The organism is Streptomyces lienomycini (assembly GCF_027947595.1).
GTDB classification, from domain to species: Bacteria; Actinomycetota; Actinomycetes; order Streptomycetales; family Streptomycetaceae; genus Streptomyces; species Streptomyces lienomycini.
Window position 1 is genome coordinate 5,593,878 of the sequence record NZ_CP116257.1, and the last position, 15,837, is coordinate 5,609,714.

The following is a 15,837-nucleotide window of genomic DNA, read 5'->3' on the forward strand; positions in this document are numbered from 1 at the left end:
GCTGACGGCGGGCCCTCAGCCCTTCCAGGCCCGCGAGACGCGGCCGTCCTTCACCTCGAAGTTGAGGCGGCCCACGCGGTACTCCATGGTGATGACCGTCCCCGGTGCCAGCGAACGCACCGTGGACCAGCCCCGCTCCCGTGCCAGCCGTTCGGCCGCGTCGGACCCGAGGCCGACATAGGTGTCCGGACTGTCCTGGGGCTCGGCCGGGGGTGTGGGAATGGGTGCCATGCCGCCACGCTATGCCCTGCCCCGGGAGCGGGGAAGCCCAGACCGGTAACACGGGTCGCAGGTGCACCTACGGTCACATTTCTGTCACAGGATCATCGGGCGCGTTTTGAGGGAACTCCTTCACACGGACGGACGCTTTCGCTCGCGTATCACGGGCGGTCGAGGCGAATTTCCGCGTGTCGCGGCACTCTGTCGGATAAGCGGGCGGAAATGGCGCCGGGGACGCCTCGGCGGCGCCCCGGAAATGCGCGTCCGAACAATCCCGAACGAACGTGCGTGCATCCGTACGGAGGGTTTCACGGATCGCTTACACGGATCGAACATCGGACACGCGGCCAGATTCCTCCTCCGCGGTCACGCTTCCAGCGGAGTGACGGCGAGCGACAGGTCGTTGTCCCGGGTGTAGTACGGACCGGCCTCCGCGGGGCCGTACGGGGTCTCCACGCGGGTGCGTCGACCGGTGAGGAGGGGGTGCTTGTCGGCGATGTCGTCCAGCAGCCGCGCGAGGCGCACCGCGGGGCCCGGGGCACCGGCGGGCCGCAGCCACAGGTCCCAGTCGCCCGGCGCCAGGCCGTCGTAGGGCGCCGTGAAGGCGAACTCCGTCCCCACGGCGGTGACGTCCAGCAGGCGCGCGCCAGGGCCCTGGCCGCCCCGGTCGGCGTCCGGGCGGGCGCGCAGCTCGGCGTGGGCCCCGGGCAGGAGCCGGGTGCCGTACACCCGGCCGCGCACGGTCAGGCCGCCGCTCGCGACGCTCAGGTCCACCGCCTCGGCGTGCGGGGCGCGCAGCCAGCTGCGGACGGTGAGGTGGCCCCGCCGGGTGGCGTACGGGATGCGGACGGCGACGTGGCCGAGCAGCCCGCCGGGGGTGCGCTCGGCCAGGGAGCGCAGATCGGTGACGCCGGGCACCAGGCGTCTCGGGTCGCCGCCGGACAGGCGGGCGTAGGCGTCCCAGCGGCCCTCGGGCAGGGACACGCTGCTGGGCAGCGCGGCCCGCAGCCGCCCCTCCGCCGCCGGTGCCAGCGGCAGGCTGACGGTGTCCTCGGCGGCGTTCTCGGCGGCGTCCTCGCCGGTGCCGGTGGCATCGGCGGTGCGGCGGCGCAGGATGAGCAGGGCCGCGCCGGTGTTTCCGCGCGCGGCGACGTCGAAGGTCAGACCGCCCGCCGAGTCGCCGATGCAGTCGGCGCGCAGCGGGGCGGCCGGTGGGGCCGGCGGCGTCATGCGGTGCGGTTCCCTCCTGGATGTCCCGTCGTCCGGTTAGACCCGGAACCCCGCCTTCTGGTTGTCCGTGTCCGATTGCGATGTGGTCACGACCGGGACGTCCCTCCGGAGGCGGGCTGTTTCCAGCCACCCAGTTCATTCGCTGATTTCCTGATTTGTCGACTCCCCGACAGGCGGTCTCGACCTGCCCGTACGGCCCAACACCTGCTCACGGCTGCCGACTTGGGCCCGCAGCGGCGATCCCGGCCGACGGACGGGCGTGCGCGTCGCCTGGTTCGATTCCGTCGGCCATGGGGCGTGACTCCCGCCACCGATCCCCCGTTGTCCTTGCATGAGCCGGGGACCCGCCCGGACCACGGCCCGGGAGCCACCCGGTCCGGCCACGCATTCGCATCCCGAGGGAGCCACCCGTGCCGCGCATGCTCGACGTCGGCGACGACGTACGCGCCGAGATCGGCGACGAAGAAGCCGACCGCCTGCTCGCCGGGGAGTCCGCCCCGGGCAGCTACGACTGCACGTCCTGCCGCACCCCGGGCGACTGCGAGCAGGAGCGCACCAGCACCGTCCTGTTCATCGGGGACGAGACCGCCGTGCTCGCCTTCGCCCACGCGGGCTGTCTGCCCTCGCAGGTCGTCAAGGTCACCGAGGAGCAGCTCCAGGGGGCCGTGCGGTCCATCAGCGCCGACCAGGCCCGCTCCGAGCCCGCTCCGGCCGCTCCCCGGAAGGCCTCGCCGGAGCAGGCCGTGCTCGGGGTGACCAGCGGGCTGATCCTGATCGCCGGGGAGCTGCACCCGGCCCTCGTGGTGGAGCCCACCGCTCCCATCGCGCGGCCCGGCACGGCCGGTGCCGGTGACGACTTCCTGCCGCTGCTGATCGAGCAGGGCTTCATGCCGGTGACCGAGCTGACCACGGCGCCGGCCGTACTGCACGGCTGGTCGGTCCTGCTCGCGATGGGCCAGCTGCACGCGGTGCTCCAGCCCGGGACGAACGGCGGCGGGCCGGTGGCCTGGTGGCAGGCGCACCAGCCGCTCCAGGTCACCGAGGGCTGGCGCACGGCGGCCAACAAGCACCAGCAGGTGCTGATGTTCGCGGCGCCCGTCGGGTCGATCGGCCGGCAGCCGCGTGAGGACCTGCTGCGCGACGCGCTGGACAAGGCGGCGGCGAACGGGCAGCTGGTCGCGGCGGCGCTGCCGCTGGCGGGGACCTGAGCCCGTTCACACGGCTGCCGGACGGCCACCACCTGGGCCGCATCCCTTCCCGCGCGGGGTCGTTTGGACATACGTGTACGCATACGACGCCTTCCACCGCCACGGCGGCCCCTCGGCCACGCCGATCTACGACGCGCTCTACGCCGAGTACGTCCGGTCCTTCCGATCGCTGCCGGGCGATCGCAGCGGTGAGGAGGAGCTGGGATTCACGGCCTTCAGGAGCATCCCGCGCGGCCGGGGCGCCTACAGCGCCTACAGCGCGGGGGCCCAGAGCGCCCGCGTCGGCCAGCAGTCGGTGTGGCAGCGCGTCGGCGGCCCGCACCATGCCCCGGCCGCGCTGCCACCGGCCCCGCGGTCCGGCACCTGACCGCCGGACGAGCGACGAGAGAGGGCGCCCCCGGTCGGGGGCGCCCTCTCTCGTCGCTGTGCGTTCCTACTTCTTCTTCGCGCCGCGCTTCTCGCGCACCCGCACCGAGATGTGGATCGGCGTCCCCTCGAAGGCGAACTCCTCGCGCAGCCGGCGCTCGATGAAGCGCCGGTAGCCGGCCTCGATGAAGCCGGAGGCGAAGAGCACGAACCGCGGCGGCTTGGTGCCGGCCTGGGTGCCGAAGAGGATGCGCGGCTGCTTGCCGCCCCGCACCGGGTGCGGGTGGGCGGCGACCAGCTCGCCGAGGAAGGCGTTCAGCCGGCCCGTGGGAACCCGGGTCTCCCAGCCCGCCAAGGCGGTCTCGATCGCGGGGACCAGCTTCTCCATGTGCCGGCCGGTCTGCGCCGAGACGTTGACCCTCGGCGCCCAGGCGACCTGGCCCAGCTCGGTCTCGATCTCCCGCTCCAGGTAGTAGCGGCGCTCCTCGTCGAGGGTGTCCCACTTGTTGTAGGCGACGACGATCGCGCGGCCCGCCTCGACGGCCATGGTGACGATCCGCTGGTCCTGGACCGAGATCGACTCGGAGGCGTCGATGAGGATCACGGCCACCTCCGCCTTCTCGACGGCGGCGGCGGTGCGCAGCGAGGCGTAGTAGTCGGCGCCCTGCTGGAGGTGGACGCGCTTGCGGATGCCCGCCGTGTCGACGAACTTCCAGGTGACGCCGCCCAGCTCGATCAGCTCGTCGACCGGGTCGCGGGTGGTGCCGGCCAGTTCGTTGACGACGACGCGCTCCTCGCCCGCGACCTTGTTCAGCAGCGAGGACTTGCCGACGTTGGGGCGGCCGATCAGGGCGATGCGGCGGGGGCCGCCGACGGCGGTGCCGAAGGTCTGCGCCGGGGCCTCGGGCAGGGCCTCCAGGACCCTGTCGAGCATGTCGCCGGTGCCGCGGCCGTGCAGCGCGGAGACGGGGTGCGGCTCGCCCAGGCCCAGCGCCCACAGGTAGGAGGCGTCGGCCTCGCCGCTGGGGCCGTCGACCTTGTTGGCGCACAGCACGACGGGCTTGCCGGCCTTGCGCAGCAGCCGGACGACCGCCTCGTCGGTGTCGGTGGCGCCGACCTTGGCGTCCACGACGAAGACGACGGCGTCGGCGGCCTCGATGGCGTACTCGGCCTGCGCGGCCACGGAGGCGTCGATGCCGAGGACGTCCTGCTCCCAGCCGCCGGTGTCGACGACCTTGAAGCGGCGCCCGGCCCACTCGGCCTCGTAGGTGACGCGGTCGCGGGTGACGCCGGGCTTGTCCTCGACGACGGCCTCGCGGCGGCCGATGATGCGGTTCACCAGGGTCGACTTGCCGACGTTGGGGCGGCCGACGACGGCGAGGACGGGCAGCGGGCCGTGCCCGGCCTCCTCGATCGCGCCCTCGACCTCCTCGATGTCGAAGCCCTCTTCGGCGGCCAGCTCCATGAACTGCGTGTACTCGGCGTCGCCGAGCGCCCCGTGGTCGTGCTCCCCGCCCGCGCCCTCGGAGTGGATGTGGTCGTTCATGAAGTCCGTACCTCGTTCATCGTGGTGATCGGTGGAACACCCCTGTACTGGGTGATCCACTACTCAAGTGTCACTCAGCGCCCGGTGAGGCGCCTGGCGTTTTCCAGGTGCGCGGTGAGCTGCTTCTGGATGCGTTCGGTGGCCTCGTCCAGGGCCTTGCGGGTGCGCCGTCCGCTGCCGTCGCCCGCGTCGAAGGGGTCGCCGAAGACGACGTCCACGCGGGAGCGCAGCGGAGGCAGCGCCTTTATCAACCGTCCGGGACGGTCCGTGCTTCCCAGTACGGCGACCGGGACGATCGGGGCGCCGCCGCGCACCGCGAAGTAGGCGAGCCCGGCGCGCAGCGAGGCGAAGTCGCCCTCGCCCCGGGTGCCCTCCGGGAAGATGCCGAGGACGCCGCCGTCCGCCAGCACCCCGAGGGCCTGTCCTATGGCCGTGCGGTCGGTGGAGTGGCGGTCCACCTTCAGCTGGCCGATGCCGGTGAGGAAGCGTCCGAGCGGTCCGACGAACGCCTCCTTCTTGATCAGGAAGTGTGTCGGCCGGGGCGCCACGCCCATGACCATGGGGCCGTCGATGTTGTGCGCGTGGTTGACGGCGTAGATCAGCGGGCCGGTGGCGGGCACCCGCCAGGCGCCGAGCACGCGCGGCTTCCACAGCCCGTACATCAGGCCGACGCCGATGCGCCGGCCGACCTCGGCGCCCTTCTCGGAGGGGGTGGGCGCGGCGGAGGATGCGGTCACTTGCCCGCCCGCTTCTCCTCGACGAGGGTGACGACGCACTCGATGACCTGCGCCAGGGTGAGGGCGGTGGTGTCCACCTCGACCGCGTCGCCGGCCTTGGCCAGCGGGGAGGTCTTGCGGCTGGAGTCGGCCGCGTCCCGCTTGATCAGGGCCTCGCGGGTGGCGTGGACGTCGGCGCCCTTCAGCTCGCCGCTGCGGCGGGCGGCGCGGGCCTCGGCCGAGGCGGTGAGGAAGATCTTGAGGTCGGCGTCGGGCAGCACGGTGGTGCCGATGTCGCGGCCCTCGACGACGATGCCGAGCGGTGCGGCGGCGGCGATGGAGCGCTGCAGCTCGGTGATCCGGGTGCGGATCTCCGGCACGGCGCTGACCGCGCTGACCTTGGAGGTAACCTCCTGGGTGCGGATCGGACCGGCCACGTCGACGCCGTCGACCGTGATGGTCGGGTCGGCCGGGTCGGTGCCGGAGACGATCTCGGCCTTGCCGGCCGCGGCGGCCACGGCGTGCGGGTCGTCGGTGTCGATGCCGTTGCTGACCATCCACCACGTGATCGCCCGGTACTGGGCACCGGTGTCCAGGTAGCTGAGGCCGAGCTGTGCGGCCACGGCCTTCGACGTGCTCGACTTGCCCGTGCCGGAGGGGCCGTCGATGGCGACAATCACGGCCGGGGCGGTCGGGGCGGTCGGGGCGGCGCCGTTTTCCACGGGGGGACACCTTCCTGGTGCGGTGCGGTGGGTGGTGTGCGGGACGCGAGCGCGTCCCGCACAGGGCCTGTCCGATGATTCCCGTCGTCCGCCCGGAGGGCGGGCCCGGCGGCGTCTGGTGCGTGCGATCGCAAGGCGCCGGAGCGCCCTCGTGGCGGAGCCACGCGGGCGTTTCGGCAACGCGGCGAGCGTGCGTGCCAGGCGTCGCCGGGCAGACAGGAATCATCAGACAGGCCCTAGGTTACCGGGCCGCTGGGACCCCTCCGACAGGCGTCCGGCGGCGCGCGATCACTGGCGGATCGACCAGCCCAGCTCCGTGAGGGCCGCCGTGAGGGCGGCGGCGGCCCTCGGCTCGACCATGAGCTGCACCAGGCCCGCCTGCTGCCCGGTGGCGTGCTCGATGCGTACGTCCTCGACGTTGACCCCGGCACGTCCCGCGTCCGCGAAGATGCGGGCCAGCTGGCCGGGCTGGTCGTCGATGAGGACGGCCACCGTCTCGTAGGCCCGGGGGGCCGACCCGTGCTTGCCGGGGACGCGGACCTGCCCGGCGTTGCCGCGCCGCAGCACCTCGGCGATGCCGGTGCCGCCCTCGCGGCGCTTGTCCTCGTCGGCGGACTGCAGGGCACGCAGGGCCCGTACCGTCTCCTCCAGGTCGGCGGCGACGTCGGTGAGCAGGTCGGCGACCGGCCCCGGGTTGGCGGAGAGGATGTCGATCCACATCCGGGGGTCGGAGGCGGCGATCCGGGTCACGTCGCGGATGCCCTGCCCGCACAGCCGTACGGCGGCCTCCTCGGCGTGCTCCAGGCGTGCGGCGACCATGCTGGAGACCAGGTGGGGCATGTGGGAGACGAGGGCCACGGCGCGGTCGTGGGCGTCCGCGTCCATCACGACGGGCACCGCGCGGCAGTGCGAGACCAGCTCCAGGGCGAGGTTCAGCACCTCGGTGTCGGTGTCGCGGGTCGGGGTCAGCACCCAGGGGCGGCCCTCGAAGAGGTCGGCGGTGGCGGCCAGCGGGCCGGACTTCTCGCGGCCGGACATGGGGTGCGTGCCGATGTACGCGGAGAGGTCGAGCCCGCGCGCCTCCAGCTCGCGTCGAGGGCCGCCCTTGACGCTGGCGACGTCGATGTAGCCGCGGGCGGCACCGCGGGCCATGGCGTCGGCGAGCACGTCGGCCACCAGGGCGGGCGGGGCGGCGACGACCGCGAGGTCGACCGGTCCGTCGGGGGCGTCCTCGGTGCCGGCGCCGAGCGCGGCGGCGGTGCGGGCCTGCTCGGGGTCGTGGTCGGCGAGGTGGACGGTGACACCCCGCGCGCTGAGGGCGAGGGCGGCGGAGGTGCCGATGAGGCCGGTGCCGATGACGAGTGCGGTTCTCACTGGGCGATGTCCTTGCGCAGGGCCGCGGCGGCGCCGAGGTAGACGTGGGCGATCTCGACGCGGGGCCGGTCGGACTCGATGTGGGCGAGAACACGGACGACGCGCGGCATGGCGCCCTCGACGTCCAGCTCCTGGGCGCAGATCAGCGGCACGTCGGTGATGCCCAGGCCGCGGGCCGCGGCGGCCGGGAAGTCGCTGTGCAGGTCGGGGGTGGCCGTGAACCACAGGCTGATCAGGTCGTCGACCGTCAGTCCGTTGCGCTCCAGCATGGCGGTCAGCAGGGCCGCGACCTGCTCGTCCATGTGCCCGGCCGCGTCCCGTTCCAGTTGGACGGCGCCCCGGACCGCTCGTACCGCCACGGCGATGCTCCTTGCTGACGTTGCTGACGCAGGTGTCGGTTCCTGGTCCGTCCAGCCTAGTCAGCGCGCCGCGCACCGGCCGCCGCCGCCCGTCCCCTGAGACGGCGGCGGCGGGAAATCCGGTGCGCCCGCGGGGGTGCGCCCGCGTACGCTCCCGCCATGCCTCCCGAGACGCCGCTGCCCGAGACCCTGGTGCGCGACCACACGATCTACGCCTGTGTCATGGGTTCACGCGCGTTCGGTCTGGCGACGGAGGACAGCGACACCGACCGGCGGGGCGTCTTCCTCGCCCCGACCGCCCTGTTCTGGCGCTTCGAGAAGCCGCCGACGCATGTGGAGGGCCCGGCGCCGGAGCAGTTCGGCTGGGAGCTGGAGCGCTTCTGCGAGCTGGCGCTGCGCGCGAACCCGAACATCCTGGAGTGCCTGCACTCCCCGCTCGTGGAGTCGGTGGACGACACGGGCCGCGAACTGCTCGCCCTGCGCGAGGCGTTCCTGTCCCGCCGGGCCCACGAGACGTTCACCCGCTACGCGCACGGTCAGCGCCGCAAGCTGGACGCCGACGTTCGTGCCCACGGCGCCCCGCGCTGGAAGCACGCGATGCACCTGCTGAGGCTGCTGATCTCCGCCCGCGACCTGCTGCGCACGGGCGCCCTGACGGTCGACGTCGGCGAGGCCCGCGAGTCGCTGCTCGCCGTGAAGCGCGGCGAGGTGCCCTGGCCGGAGGTGGAGGCGCGGATGACACGCCTGGCACGCGAGGGCGAGGAGGCCGCCGCGCGCAGCCCCCTGCCCGAGGAGCCGGACCGGCGCCGCGTCGAGGACTTCCTGATCCGCACCCGCCGCGCCTCAGCGCTCCAGCCGGGTCCGTACGACGAAGTCGTGCAGGGCGTCGTACGCGGACGGGGCGTCGGGGAGGGCTGAGGCGCCCTGGGCGGCGTCCAGCACGCCGTGCAGCCGCTCCACGTCGGCCCGCACGCGCGCGTGGTCCACATCGGCGTTCCCGTGCTCCCGCTCGGCCTTGGCGGCGACCAGCTCGGGCAGGTATCCCGGAGCGGCGTCGACCTGCTCGACGAGGGTCGGCAGGTGGGACTGCACCTCGCCGGAACGCATCAAGTGAACGCCGGTGAGCAGTACCCGGAAGGTGTACAGGAGCGGCTTCAGCTGGCCGGTCCTCTCGAACAGCCGCCACTGGGTCGCCGCGAACCCCCGGTAGTGGTGGGCGTGGTGGCTGGTGAGGACCCCCGGCGCGAATCCGGCCAGCTCCCGGTGCGCGTCGGTGGTGTGCACGACCAGCGGGGACAGCAGCTGCTCCAGCACGTAGCCGTTGCGGCGGAGCATCAGCCGGACGAACTTGCGCAGGTCGTGCGTGACCAGGTCCATCTCGACGCCGTCCCGGTCCCACATCCGCGACCTCGTCTCCTCCGGCTCGCGCAGCCCGACCAGGTCGGCGGCGGGCAGCAGGTGCACGCCGCGCAGGTCGACGTCGGAGTCGCGGGAGGGGAAGCCGTAGAGGTGGGCGCCGGAGACGGTGGCGAAGAGCACCGGGAAGGGCTGTTCGGCCACCACCGGAGCCAGGTCGATGTCGATGTCGAGTGCGTCGGTCACGCGCTCAAGCGTCCCAGAGCGCTCCGAGGGAGACCAGGTCGCCCCGGTACTCGATGCGGTCCGCCCACGCGGCCGGCCAGGCGTCGGCCCCCAGGTGCGCGCCCGCGAAGGCGCCCGCCAGGCAGGCGACGGAGTCGGAGTCGCCGGAGGTGCAGGCGCCGCGGCGCAGGGCGGTCAGCGGTTCGTCGACGAAGAGGAGGAAGCAGAGCAGGCCGGTCGCCATGGCCTCCTCGGCGATCCAGCCCTCGCCGGTGGCCAGGCACGGGTCGGTCTCGGGCGAGACCGTGCGGAGCGCGTCCTGGAGGCGGTCGAGTATCGCCAGGCAGTCGTCCCAGCCCCGGGCGATGAAGTGCTCGGGGCTGGGGTCCTGGGCGCGGGTCCACAGGTCGCCGAGCCAGCGCTCGTGGTAGCGGGTGCGGTTGTCGTAGGCGTAGGAGCGCAGCAGTCCCACCAGCCCGGTCGGCTCGGCTCCCTCCGCGAGCAGCCGTACGGCGTGCGCGGTGAGGTCGGAGGCGGCGAGCGCGGTGGGGTGCCCGTGGGTGAGCGCCGACTGCAGCTGGGCGGCGCCCGCGCGCTGCTCGTCGCTGAGGCCGGGGACGAGTCCGACCGGTGCGACGCGCATGTTGGCGCCGCAGCCCTTGGAGTGGATCTGGCTGGCGTCCTGCCAGGGGCGGTCCTCCCGTTCCAGGAGGTCGCAGGCGGTGAGGCAGGTGTGGCCGGGGGCCCGGTTGTTCTCCGGGGAGCGGTTCCAGGCGACGAACTCCCGCCGTACGGGTTCGGTCATCGTCTCGGGCGCCAGGACGCCCCGGTCCGTCGCGGCGCGCAGCCCCTTGCCCAGGGCCAGCGTCATCTGGGTGTCGTCGGTGACGATCGCGGGCCGGGGCAGTTCCATCTCCCGCCAGGGCCCGCACTTGGCGAGGATCGCCGGCACGTCGTTGAACTCGGTGGGGAAGCCCAGCGCGTCGCCGAGGGCGAGGCCGGTGAGCGCTCCGGTGGCGGCGCGCTTGGTGACGGTGGTCCGGGTCATGCGGGGCGTCCTTCCCGAGGGGTGCGCAGCAGGGGCGGGTGGAGGGCGCCGGCCGGGCCCGCGCGGTACAGCGCCGCGGGTTTGCCGCGCCCTCCGGTCAGGCGGGCGGCGCCCGGGACGGGCTCGACGAAGCCCGGGGCGGCGAGGACCTTGCGGCGGAAGTTGGGCCGGTCCAGGGCCGTGCCCCAGACCGTCTCGTAGACCTGCTGGAGCTCGCCGAGGGTGAACTCGGCCGGGCAGAAGGCGGTGGCCAGGCAGGTGTACTCGAGCTTGGCCCCGACGCGGTCCCGGGCGTGGGCCAGGATCCGGTCGTGGTCGAAGGCGAGGCCCCGGGCCTCGTCGTAGGGCACCCAGCGGGCCTCGGCCGCGTCGCCGCCGCCGTGCGGTGCGGGTAGGTCCGGGAGCAGCGCGGCGAAGGCCACGGACACGACCCGCATGCGGGGGTCGCGGCCGGGTTCGCTGTAGGTCCGCAGCTGCTCCAGGTGCAGCCCGGTCACGTCCGCCAGGCCCGTCTCCTCGGCCAGCTCGCGCCGGGCCGCCTCCTCCGCCGACTCCTCGGGCAGCAGGAATCCGCCGGGCAGTGCCCAGCGGCCCGCGTACGGCTCCTGTCCCCGCTCGACGAGCAGCGCGTGCAGCGCGCCCGCGCGGAGCGTGAGGACGGCGAGATCGACGGTGACGGCGAAGGGTTCGAAAGCGTACTTGTCGTAGCCGCGCACGACCGGCCACCCCCTTAATAGTCACTGCGACTATAAATGGGGGTGGCCGGTCGGCACAAGCGTTCCGCGGGCGGGGCCGCCCGGGGGCCGGTCTAGAGGTCGACCTCCGACATCAGCATCCCGACCTCCGTGTTGGACAGCCGGCGCAGCCAGCCCGACTTCTGGTCGCCCAGCGTGATCGGACCGAAGCCGGTGCGCACCAGTTGGTCGACGGGGAAGCCCGCCTCCGCCAGCATCCGGCGCACGATGTGCTTGCGGCCCTCGTGCAGGGTGACCTCGACCAGGTAGTTCTTGCCGGTCTGCTCGACGACCCGGAAGTGGTCCGCGCGCGCGTACCCGTCCTCCAGCTGGATGCCGTCCTTGAGCTGCTTGCCGAGGTCGCGCGGGATCGGGCCCACGATGTGCGCGAGGTAGGTCTTCTTCACGCCGTACCGGGGGTGGGTCAGGCGGTGGGCCAGCTCACCGTGGTTGGTGAGCAGGATGACGCCCTCGGTCTCGGTGTCGAGCCGGCCCACGTGGAAGAGGCGGGTCTCCCGGTTGGTGACGTAGTCGCCGAGGCACTGCCGGCCCTCCGGGTCCTCCATGGTGGAGACGACACCGGCGGGCTTGTTGAGCGAGAAGAACTGGTACGACTGCGTCGCCACGGTCAGGCCGTCGACCTTGACCTCGTCCTTCTCCGGGTCGACGCGGCGGCCCTGCTCCAGCACGATCTCGCCGTTGATCTCGACCCTGGCCTGCTCGATCAGCTCCTCGCAGGCACGCCGGGAGCCGTAGCCCGCGCGTGCGAGGACCTTCTGCAGCCGCTCGCCCTCCTGCTCGGCGCCCGGGAAGGTCTTGGGCAGCTTGACGTCCTTCTTGCCCGCGTACCGCTCGCGGTTGCGCTCCTCGGCCCGCGCCTCGTACTCGCGGGACGTGGCCGGGGCGCTGCGCCCGCGCTCCTGCGGCCGCTTCGGGCCGCCCTTGGCGCCGCCGCGGGCCGAGGCACCGCGGCCGGACTTGGGACCGTCCTTGGTGGCTCCGGGGCCCACGTCGTAGCGCCGCTCCTCGGGGCGGGGCTTCTTGGGACGGCCGCCCTGCTTGTCGTCGCGGTTGTTGCCGGCGCCGCGGTGGTTGCCGCGACCACCGCCGCTCCCGCCGCGGCCGCCGCTGTTGCCACCACGGCTCCCGCCGTTGTTTCCGCTGCTGTTCCTGCCGCTGCTGCTTCGCATCAAAGTTCCGTCTTGTCGTCTGCGTCCTCGGAATCCGGGGCGTCCGGATCGAACGACGGCACCGCTTCCAGCGTGTCGGCCTCGATCGCCGCGGCCTCCGGGAGGAAGGGCGCGAGCTCCGGGAGCTCGTCCAGACCGCGCAGGCCCATCCGCTCCAGGAAGTAGTTCGTCGTCACGTACAGGATCGCACCTGTTTCGGGTTCCGTGCCCGCCTCCTCGACCAGACCCCGCTGCAGGAGGGTGCGCATCACGCCGTCGCAGTTCACGCCGCGCACCGCGGAGACCCGGCCGCGGCTGACCGGCTGGCGGTAGGCGACGACGGCGAGGGTCTCCAGGGCGGCCTGGGTGAGGCGGGCGTGCTGGCCGTCCAGGACGAAGCCCTCGACGGCCGCGGCGTACTCGGGGCGGCTGTAGAAGCGCCAGCCGCCCGCGATCAGGCGCAGCTCGAAGCCGCGGCCCTGGACGGCGTACTCGTCGGCCAGCTCGCGCAGGGCGTCCGCGATCAGCCGCCGGGGCCGCCGCAGTATCTTCGCCAGGTGTTCCTCGGCCGCGGGCTCGTCGACGACCATCAGGACGGCTTCGAGCGCGGGCTTGAGGTCGAGTCCGGTGACGTCGTCCGCACCCTCCGCGGCCCCGGTGGTCTCTCCCACCTCGTTGGTGTCTTCCCTCACGCCTTCCGCTCCTCCTTCGGCGCCTCGGCCGGCCGGTCGAACTCGTCGGTCACCGCGGGCGGGGCGTCCCCGTCGCCGCCGGTCCAGCGCACCAGCAGGTCGCCGAGGGCGGTCTCCTGGTCCAGCTCGACGGCCTTCTCGCGGTACAGCTCCAGCAGGGCCAGGAAGCGGGCGACGACGGTGAGCGTGTCCTGCGTGTCCTGGACCAGCACACGGAAATCGGCCTCGCCCAGCTCCTTGAGGCGGGCGACGACGATCCCGGCCTGTTCCTGCACGCTGACCAGGGGCGCGTGGATGTGCTCGACGTACACCTGCGGCTTGGGTTTCGGCTGCATCGCCTTCACGGCGAGCTTGGCGAAGCCCTCGGGGCCGATGCTGATGACGACCTCGGGCAGCAGCTCGGCGTGGTGGGGTTCCAGGCCGACGGTGCGGGGGTAGCGGCGGGCCTCGGCCGCGAGCCGGTCGTTGAAGATCTCCGCGATCTGCTTGTACGCGCGGTACTGGAGCAGTCGCGCGAAGAGCAGGTCACGGGCCTCCAGCAGCGCCAGGTCGGCCTCGTCCTCGACCTCGGCGGCGGGCAGCAGCCGGGCCGCCTTCAGGTCGAGCAGGGTGGCCGCGACCACCAGGAACTCGGTCGTCTCGTCGAGGTCCCAGTCCTGTCCCCGCGCCCGGATGTGCGCCATGAACTCGTCGGTCACCCTGGACAGCGCGACCTCGGTGACGTCCATCCTGTGCTTGGAGATCAACTGGAGGAGCAGGTCGAACGGTCCCTCGAAGTTGGCGAGCCGCACCTTGAAGACGCCGTCGCCACCGCCGTCGCCGGTCGCATCGACGCCCGGAAGCCGCTCACTCGTCGCGCGGACGGCTTCCGCGGAGGTGGAGTCGTTCCACGCGGAGGTTCCCGAGGGCGAGGAGTCCGGCGCCTCGGACAGCGGCACCGCAGGGGCGGGTTCCGCGGCCTGTGGCGCGGCGGACGCCGACGGGTCCGCGTCGGCGGGCGGGCCCTCGGGCCCCGGCGGAGCCGCCCGCTGCCCCGGACCCCTGCCCAGCGCGCGCCGACGGCCCGCGCGGGCACCGGGGCTGGGAGCGTCGTTCGAGGTCATGGCCCCCGCAGGCTACCGCTACCGCCCGCGCAGCCGTCGTACGAGGATGCTGGCGTCCCCGCGGGTCTCCAGGTCGGCGAGGACCACGGCGACCGCCTCGCGGACGATGCGGCCGCGGTCGACGGCTAGGCCGTGCTCGCCGCGGAGCACCAGGCGGGCGTGCTCCAGGTCCATCAGCTCCTCGGCGGAGACGTACACGGTGATCTTCTCGTCGTGGCGCTCCCGCCCGCTGGGGCGGCGTGCGGCGGCTCTGCCGCGCTTGTTGCGCGGCCGGTCGGCGGCAGAACCTTCCTGCGCGCCCGTACCCGGCCCGGCGCCCTGTGCGGAGCGCTCCGCGCCCCGGCTGCGCGGCTCGCCCGCCTCCGCGTCCGCCGCGGCGTGCTCCGCGCCCTCGCCGTCACCGCCCCGCGCGGGCACCGACTGCGGTGCGTCCTCGGCGGCGGCCTGGTCGCTCTCCCCCGCCGGGGCCGGCACCCGGGCCTCGCCGCCCGCCGGTCGCCGCGGGGTGGACGCCTGGAGCGCCGTTCCCCCTGTCGTACGGAAGAGTTCGTCGGCCCCCGGCAGACTCACTCGGCGTGACACCGGGCGAGCACCTCCCTGGCGAGCTGGCGGTAGGCGGCGGCACCGACGGAGTTGGACGCGTACGTGGTGATCGGCTCACCGGCGACCGTGGTCTCCGGGAAGCGGACCGTGCGCCCGATGACCGTGTGGTAGACGTGGTCGTCGAACGCCTCGACGACCCGCGCGAGCACCTCGCGGCTGTGCACCGTGCGCGAGTCGTACATCGTGGCGAGGATGCCGTCGAGCTCCAGGTCGGGGTTGAGCCGCTCCTGGACCTTCTCGATCGTCTCGGTCAGCAGGGCCACACCGCGCAGCGCGAAGAACTCGCACTCCAGCGGCACGATCACCTTGTGCGCGGCGGTCAGCGCGTTGACCGTGAGCAGGCCGAGCGAGGGCTGGCAGTCGATCACGATGTAGTCGTAGTCGTCCAACAGCGGCTTCAGCGCCCGCTGCAGGGTGGACTCGCGCGCGACCTCGCTCACCAGCTGCACCTCGGCCGCCGACAGGTCGATGTTGCTGGGCAGCAGGTCCATGTTGGGGACCGCCGTCTTCAGCAGCACCTCGTCGGCCGCCATGCCCCGCTCCATGAGCAGGTTGTAGACGGTGAGGTCGAGCTCCATCGGGTTGACGCCGAGTCCGACCGACAGCGCGCCCTGCGGGTCGAAGTCGACGAGCAGCACCCGGCGCCCGTACTCGGCGAGCGCGGCACCCAGGTTGATGGTCGACGTGGTCTTGCCCACGCCGCCCTTCTGGTTGCACATCGCGATGATCTTGGCGGGGCCGTGATCGGTCAGCGGGCCCGGGATCGGGAAGTACGGCAGCGGGCGTCCGGTCGGGCCGATGCGCTCACGGCGCTGTCGGGCCGCGTCGGGCGCGAGCGTGGCGGCGTACTCGGGATCCGGTTCGTACTCCGCGTCCGGGTCGTAGAAGTGCCCCTCGGGCAGTTCGTCGTAGTCGGCGAAGTGGTTGCGGGGCGTGCCACTTCCGTTGCCGGCCATGGCGTTCACGTGTTGGCCATCCATACTCATGTGTGCTGTCCGAGTTGCCTGCGGACTCTGGTGGTCGGCTGCCGAGGTGCGTACAGCTACGGAGCCGACGGCCTCGAGACGCCCGGGACCGTGGGTCCGTGCCGGCATTCCTGGATGACCACCCCCGGGAGTAAATGTCGACTCATTCACAAGTCGTCTTACCTCCTTGGTGACCAGGGAA

Annotated in this window: 18 protein-coding genes; 3 read left to right on the forward strand and 15 right to left on the reverse strand. The window is 73.1% G+C overall.

Annotated features, from left to right (window positions below; translation table 11 throughout):
* Positions 1–15: 15 nt before the first annotated feature.
* Positions 16–231 (reverse strand): I78 family peptidase inhibitor, encoded by a 216-nt coding sequence (locus BJ961_RS25485; RefSeq protein ID WP_271415125.1) that lies wholly within the window; start codon positions 229–231, stop codon positions 16–18.
* A gap of 354 nt (positions 232–585) precedes the next feature.
* Positions 586–1,449, reverse strand: a complete 864-nt coding sequence (locus tag BJ961_RS25490; protein WP_271415126.1) for a hypothetical protein — start codon at positions 1,447–1,449, stop codon at positions 586–588.
* Between the two features lie 410 nt (positions 1,450–1,859).
* Here BJ961_RS25490 and BJ961_RS25495 point away from each other — a divergent pair, with 410 nt between their 5' ends.
* A complete protein-coding gene (locus BJ961_RS25495; RefSeq protein WP_271415127.1) occupies positions 1,860–2,657 on the forward strand; it encodes a hypothetical protein in 798 nt (265 codons plus the stop codon).
* 73 nt (positions 2,658–2,730) lie between these two features.
* A complete protein-coding gene (locus tag BJ961_RS25500) occupies positions 2,731–3,024 on the forward strand; it encodes a hypothetical protein (RefSeq protein WP_271415128.1) in 294 nt (97 codons plus the stop codon).
* 66 nt (positions 3,025–3,090) lie between these two features.
* On the opposite strand, the gene der is transcribed toward BJ961_RS25500, so the two are convergent.
* The 5 genes from der to aroH all read right to left on the reverse strand — a co-directional run bounded on the left by der (position 3,091) and on the right by aroH (position 7,740).
* Positions 3,091–4,569 carry a ribosome biogenesis GTPase Der gene (gene der / locus BJ961_RS25505; protein WP_271415129.1) on the reverse strand — a complete coding sequence of 493 codons (1,479 nt, stop codon included), beginning with the start codon at positions 4,567–4,569 and terminating at the stop codon, positions 3,091–3,093.
* Positions 4,570–4,643: 74 nt separating this feature from the next.
* On the reverse strand, positions 4,644–5,306 hold the full coding sequence (locus BJ961_RS25510) for a lysophospholipid acyltransferase family protein (protein WP_271415130.1): 663 nt from the start codon (positions 5,304–5,306) through the stop codon (positions 4,644–4,646).
* Positions 5,303–6,007, reverse strand: a complete 705-nt coding sequence (gene cmk / locus BJ961_RS25515; RefSeq protein WP_271415131.1) for a (d)CMP kinase — start codon at positions 6,005–6,007, stop codon at positions 5,303–5,305. The genes BJ961_RS25510 and cmk overlap by 4 nt, the downstream gene beginning before the upstream one ends.
* A 288-nt stretch (positions 6,008–6,295) precedes the next feature.
* Entirely contained in the window at positions 6,296–7,381 is a 1,086-nt protein-coding gene (locus BJ961_RS25520) for a prephenate dehydrogenase (protein WP_271415132.1), read from the reverse strand.
* Entirely contained in the window at positions 7,378–7,740 is a 363-nt protein-coding gene (gene aroH, locus BJ961_RS25525; RefSeq protein WP_271415133.1) for a chorismate mutase, read from the reverse strand. Before aroH ends, BJ961_RS25520 begins: the two co-directional genes overlap by 4 nt.
* A gap of 159 nt (positions 7,741–7,899) precedes the next feature.
* Between aroH and BJ961_RS25530 the strand changes: the two genes are divergently transcribed.
* On the forward strand, positions 7,900–8,658 hold the full coding sequence (locus tag BJ961_RS25530) for a nucleotidyltransferase domain-containing protein (protein ID WP_271415134.1): 759 nt from the start codon (positions 7,900–7,902) through the stop codon (positions 8,656–8,658).
* On the opposite strand, the gene BJ961_RS25535 is transcribed toward BJ961_RS25530, so the two are convergent.
* From BJ961_RS25535 to BJ961_RS25570, 8 genes are all read right to left on the reverse strand, one after another.
* Positions 8,584–9,342, reverse strand: a complete 759-nt coding sequence (locus BJ961_RS25535) for a nucleotidyltransferase domain-containing protein (RefSeq protein WP_271415135.1) — start codon at positions 9,340–9,342, stop codon at positions 8,584–8,586. The two genes, BJ961_RS25530 and BJ961_RS25535, sit on opposite strands and share 75 nt — an antisense overlap.
* A 4-nt stretch (positions 9,343–9,346) precedes the next feature.
* Entirely contained in the window at positions 9,347–10,369 is a 1,023-nt protein-coding gene (locus tag BJ961_RS25540; protein ID WP_271415136.1) for an ADP-ribosylglycohydrolase family protein, read from the reverse strand.
* Positions 10,366–11,085, reverse strand: coding sequence for an NUDIX hydrolase (locus tag BJ961_RS25545; RefSeq protein WP_271415137.1), 720 nt, complete (start codon positions 11,083–11,085; stop codon positions 10,366–10,368). Before BJ961_RS25545 ends, BJ961_RS25540 begins: the two co-directional genes overlap by 4 nt.
* Positions 11,086–11,177: 92 nt before the next feature.
* The gene (locus BJ961_RS25550; RefSeq protein WP_271415138.1) at positions 11,178–12,293 is read right to left on the reverse strand and encodes a pseudouridine synthase; all 1,116 of its coding nucleotides are present in this window, start codon (positions 12,291–12,293) and stop codon (positions 11,178–11,180) included.
* The gene (scpB, locus tag BJ961_RS25555; protein WP_271417163.1) at positions 12,293–12,862 is read right to left on the reverse strand and encodes an SMC-Scp complex subunit ScpB; all 570 of its coding nucleotides are present in this window, start codon (positions 12,860–12,862) and stop codon (positions 12,293–12,295) included. The genes BJ961_RS25550 and scpB overlap by 1 nt, the downstream gene beginning before the upstream one ends.
* Positions 12,863–12,960: 98 nt before the next feature.
* The gene (locus BJ961_RS25560; RefSeq protein WP_271415139.1) at positions 12,961–14,067 is read right to left on the reverse strand and encodes a segregation and condensation protein A; all 1,107 of its coding nucleotides are present in this window, start codon (positions 14,065–14,067) and stop codon (positions 12,961–12,963) included.
* A gap of 18 nt (positions 14,068–14,085) precedes the next feature.
* A complete protein-coding gene (locus tag BJ961_RS25565) occupies positions 14,086–14,649 on the reverse strand; it encodes a hypothetical protein (protein WP_271415140.1) in 564 nt (187 codons plus the stop codon).
* Complete coding sequence (locus tag BJ961_RS25570) at positions 14,634–15,764, reverse strand: ParA family protein (RefSeq protein ID WP_271415141.1); 1,131 nt, start codon at positions 15,762–15,764, stop codon at positions 14,634–14,636. The genes BJ961_RS25565 and BJ961_RS25570 overlap by 16 nt, the downstream gene beginning before the upstream one ends.
* Between the last annotated feature and the right edge of the window lie 73 nt (positions 15,765–15,837).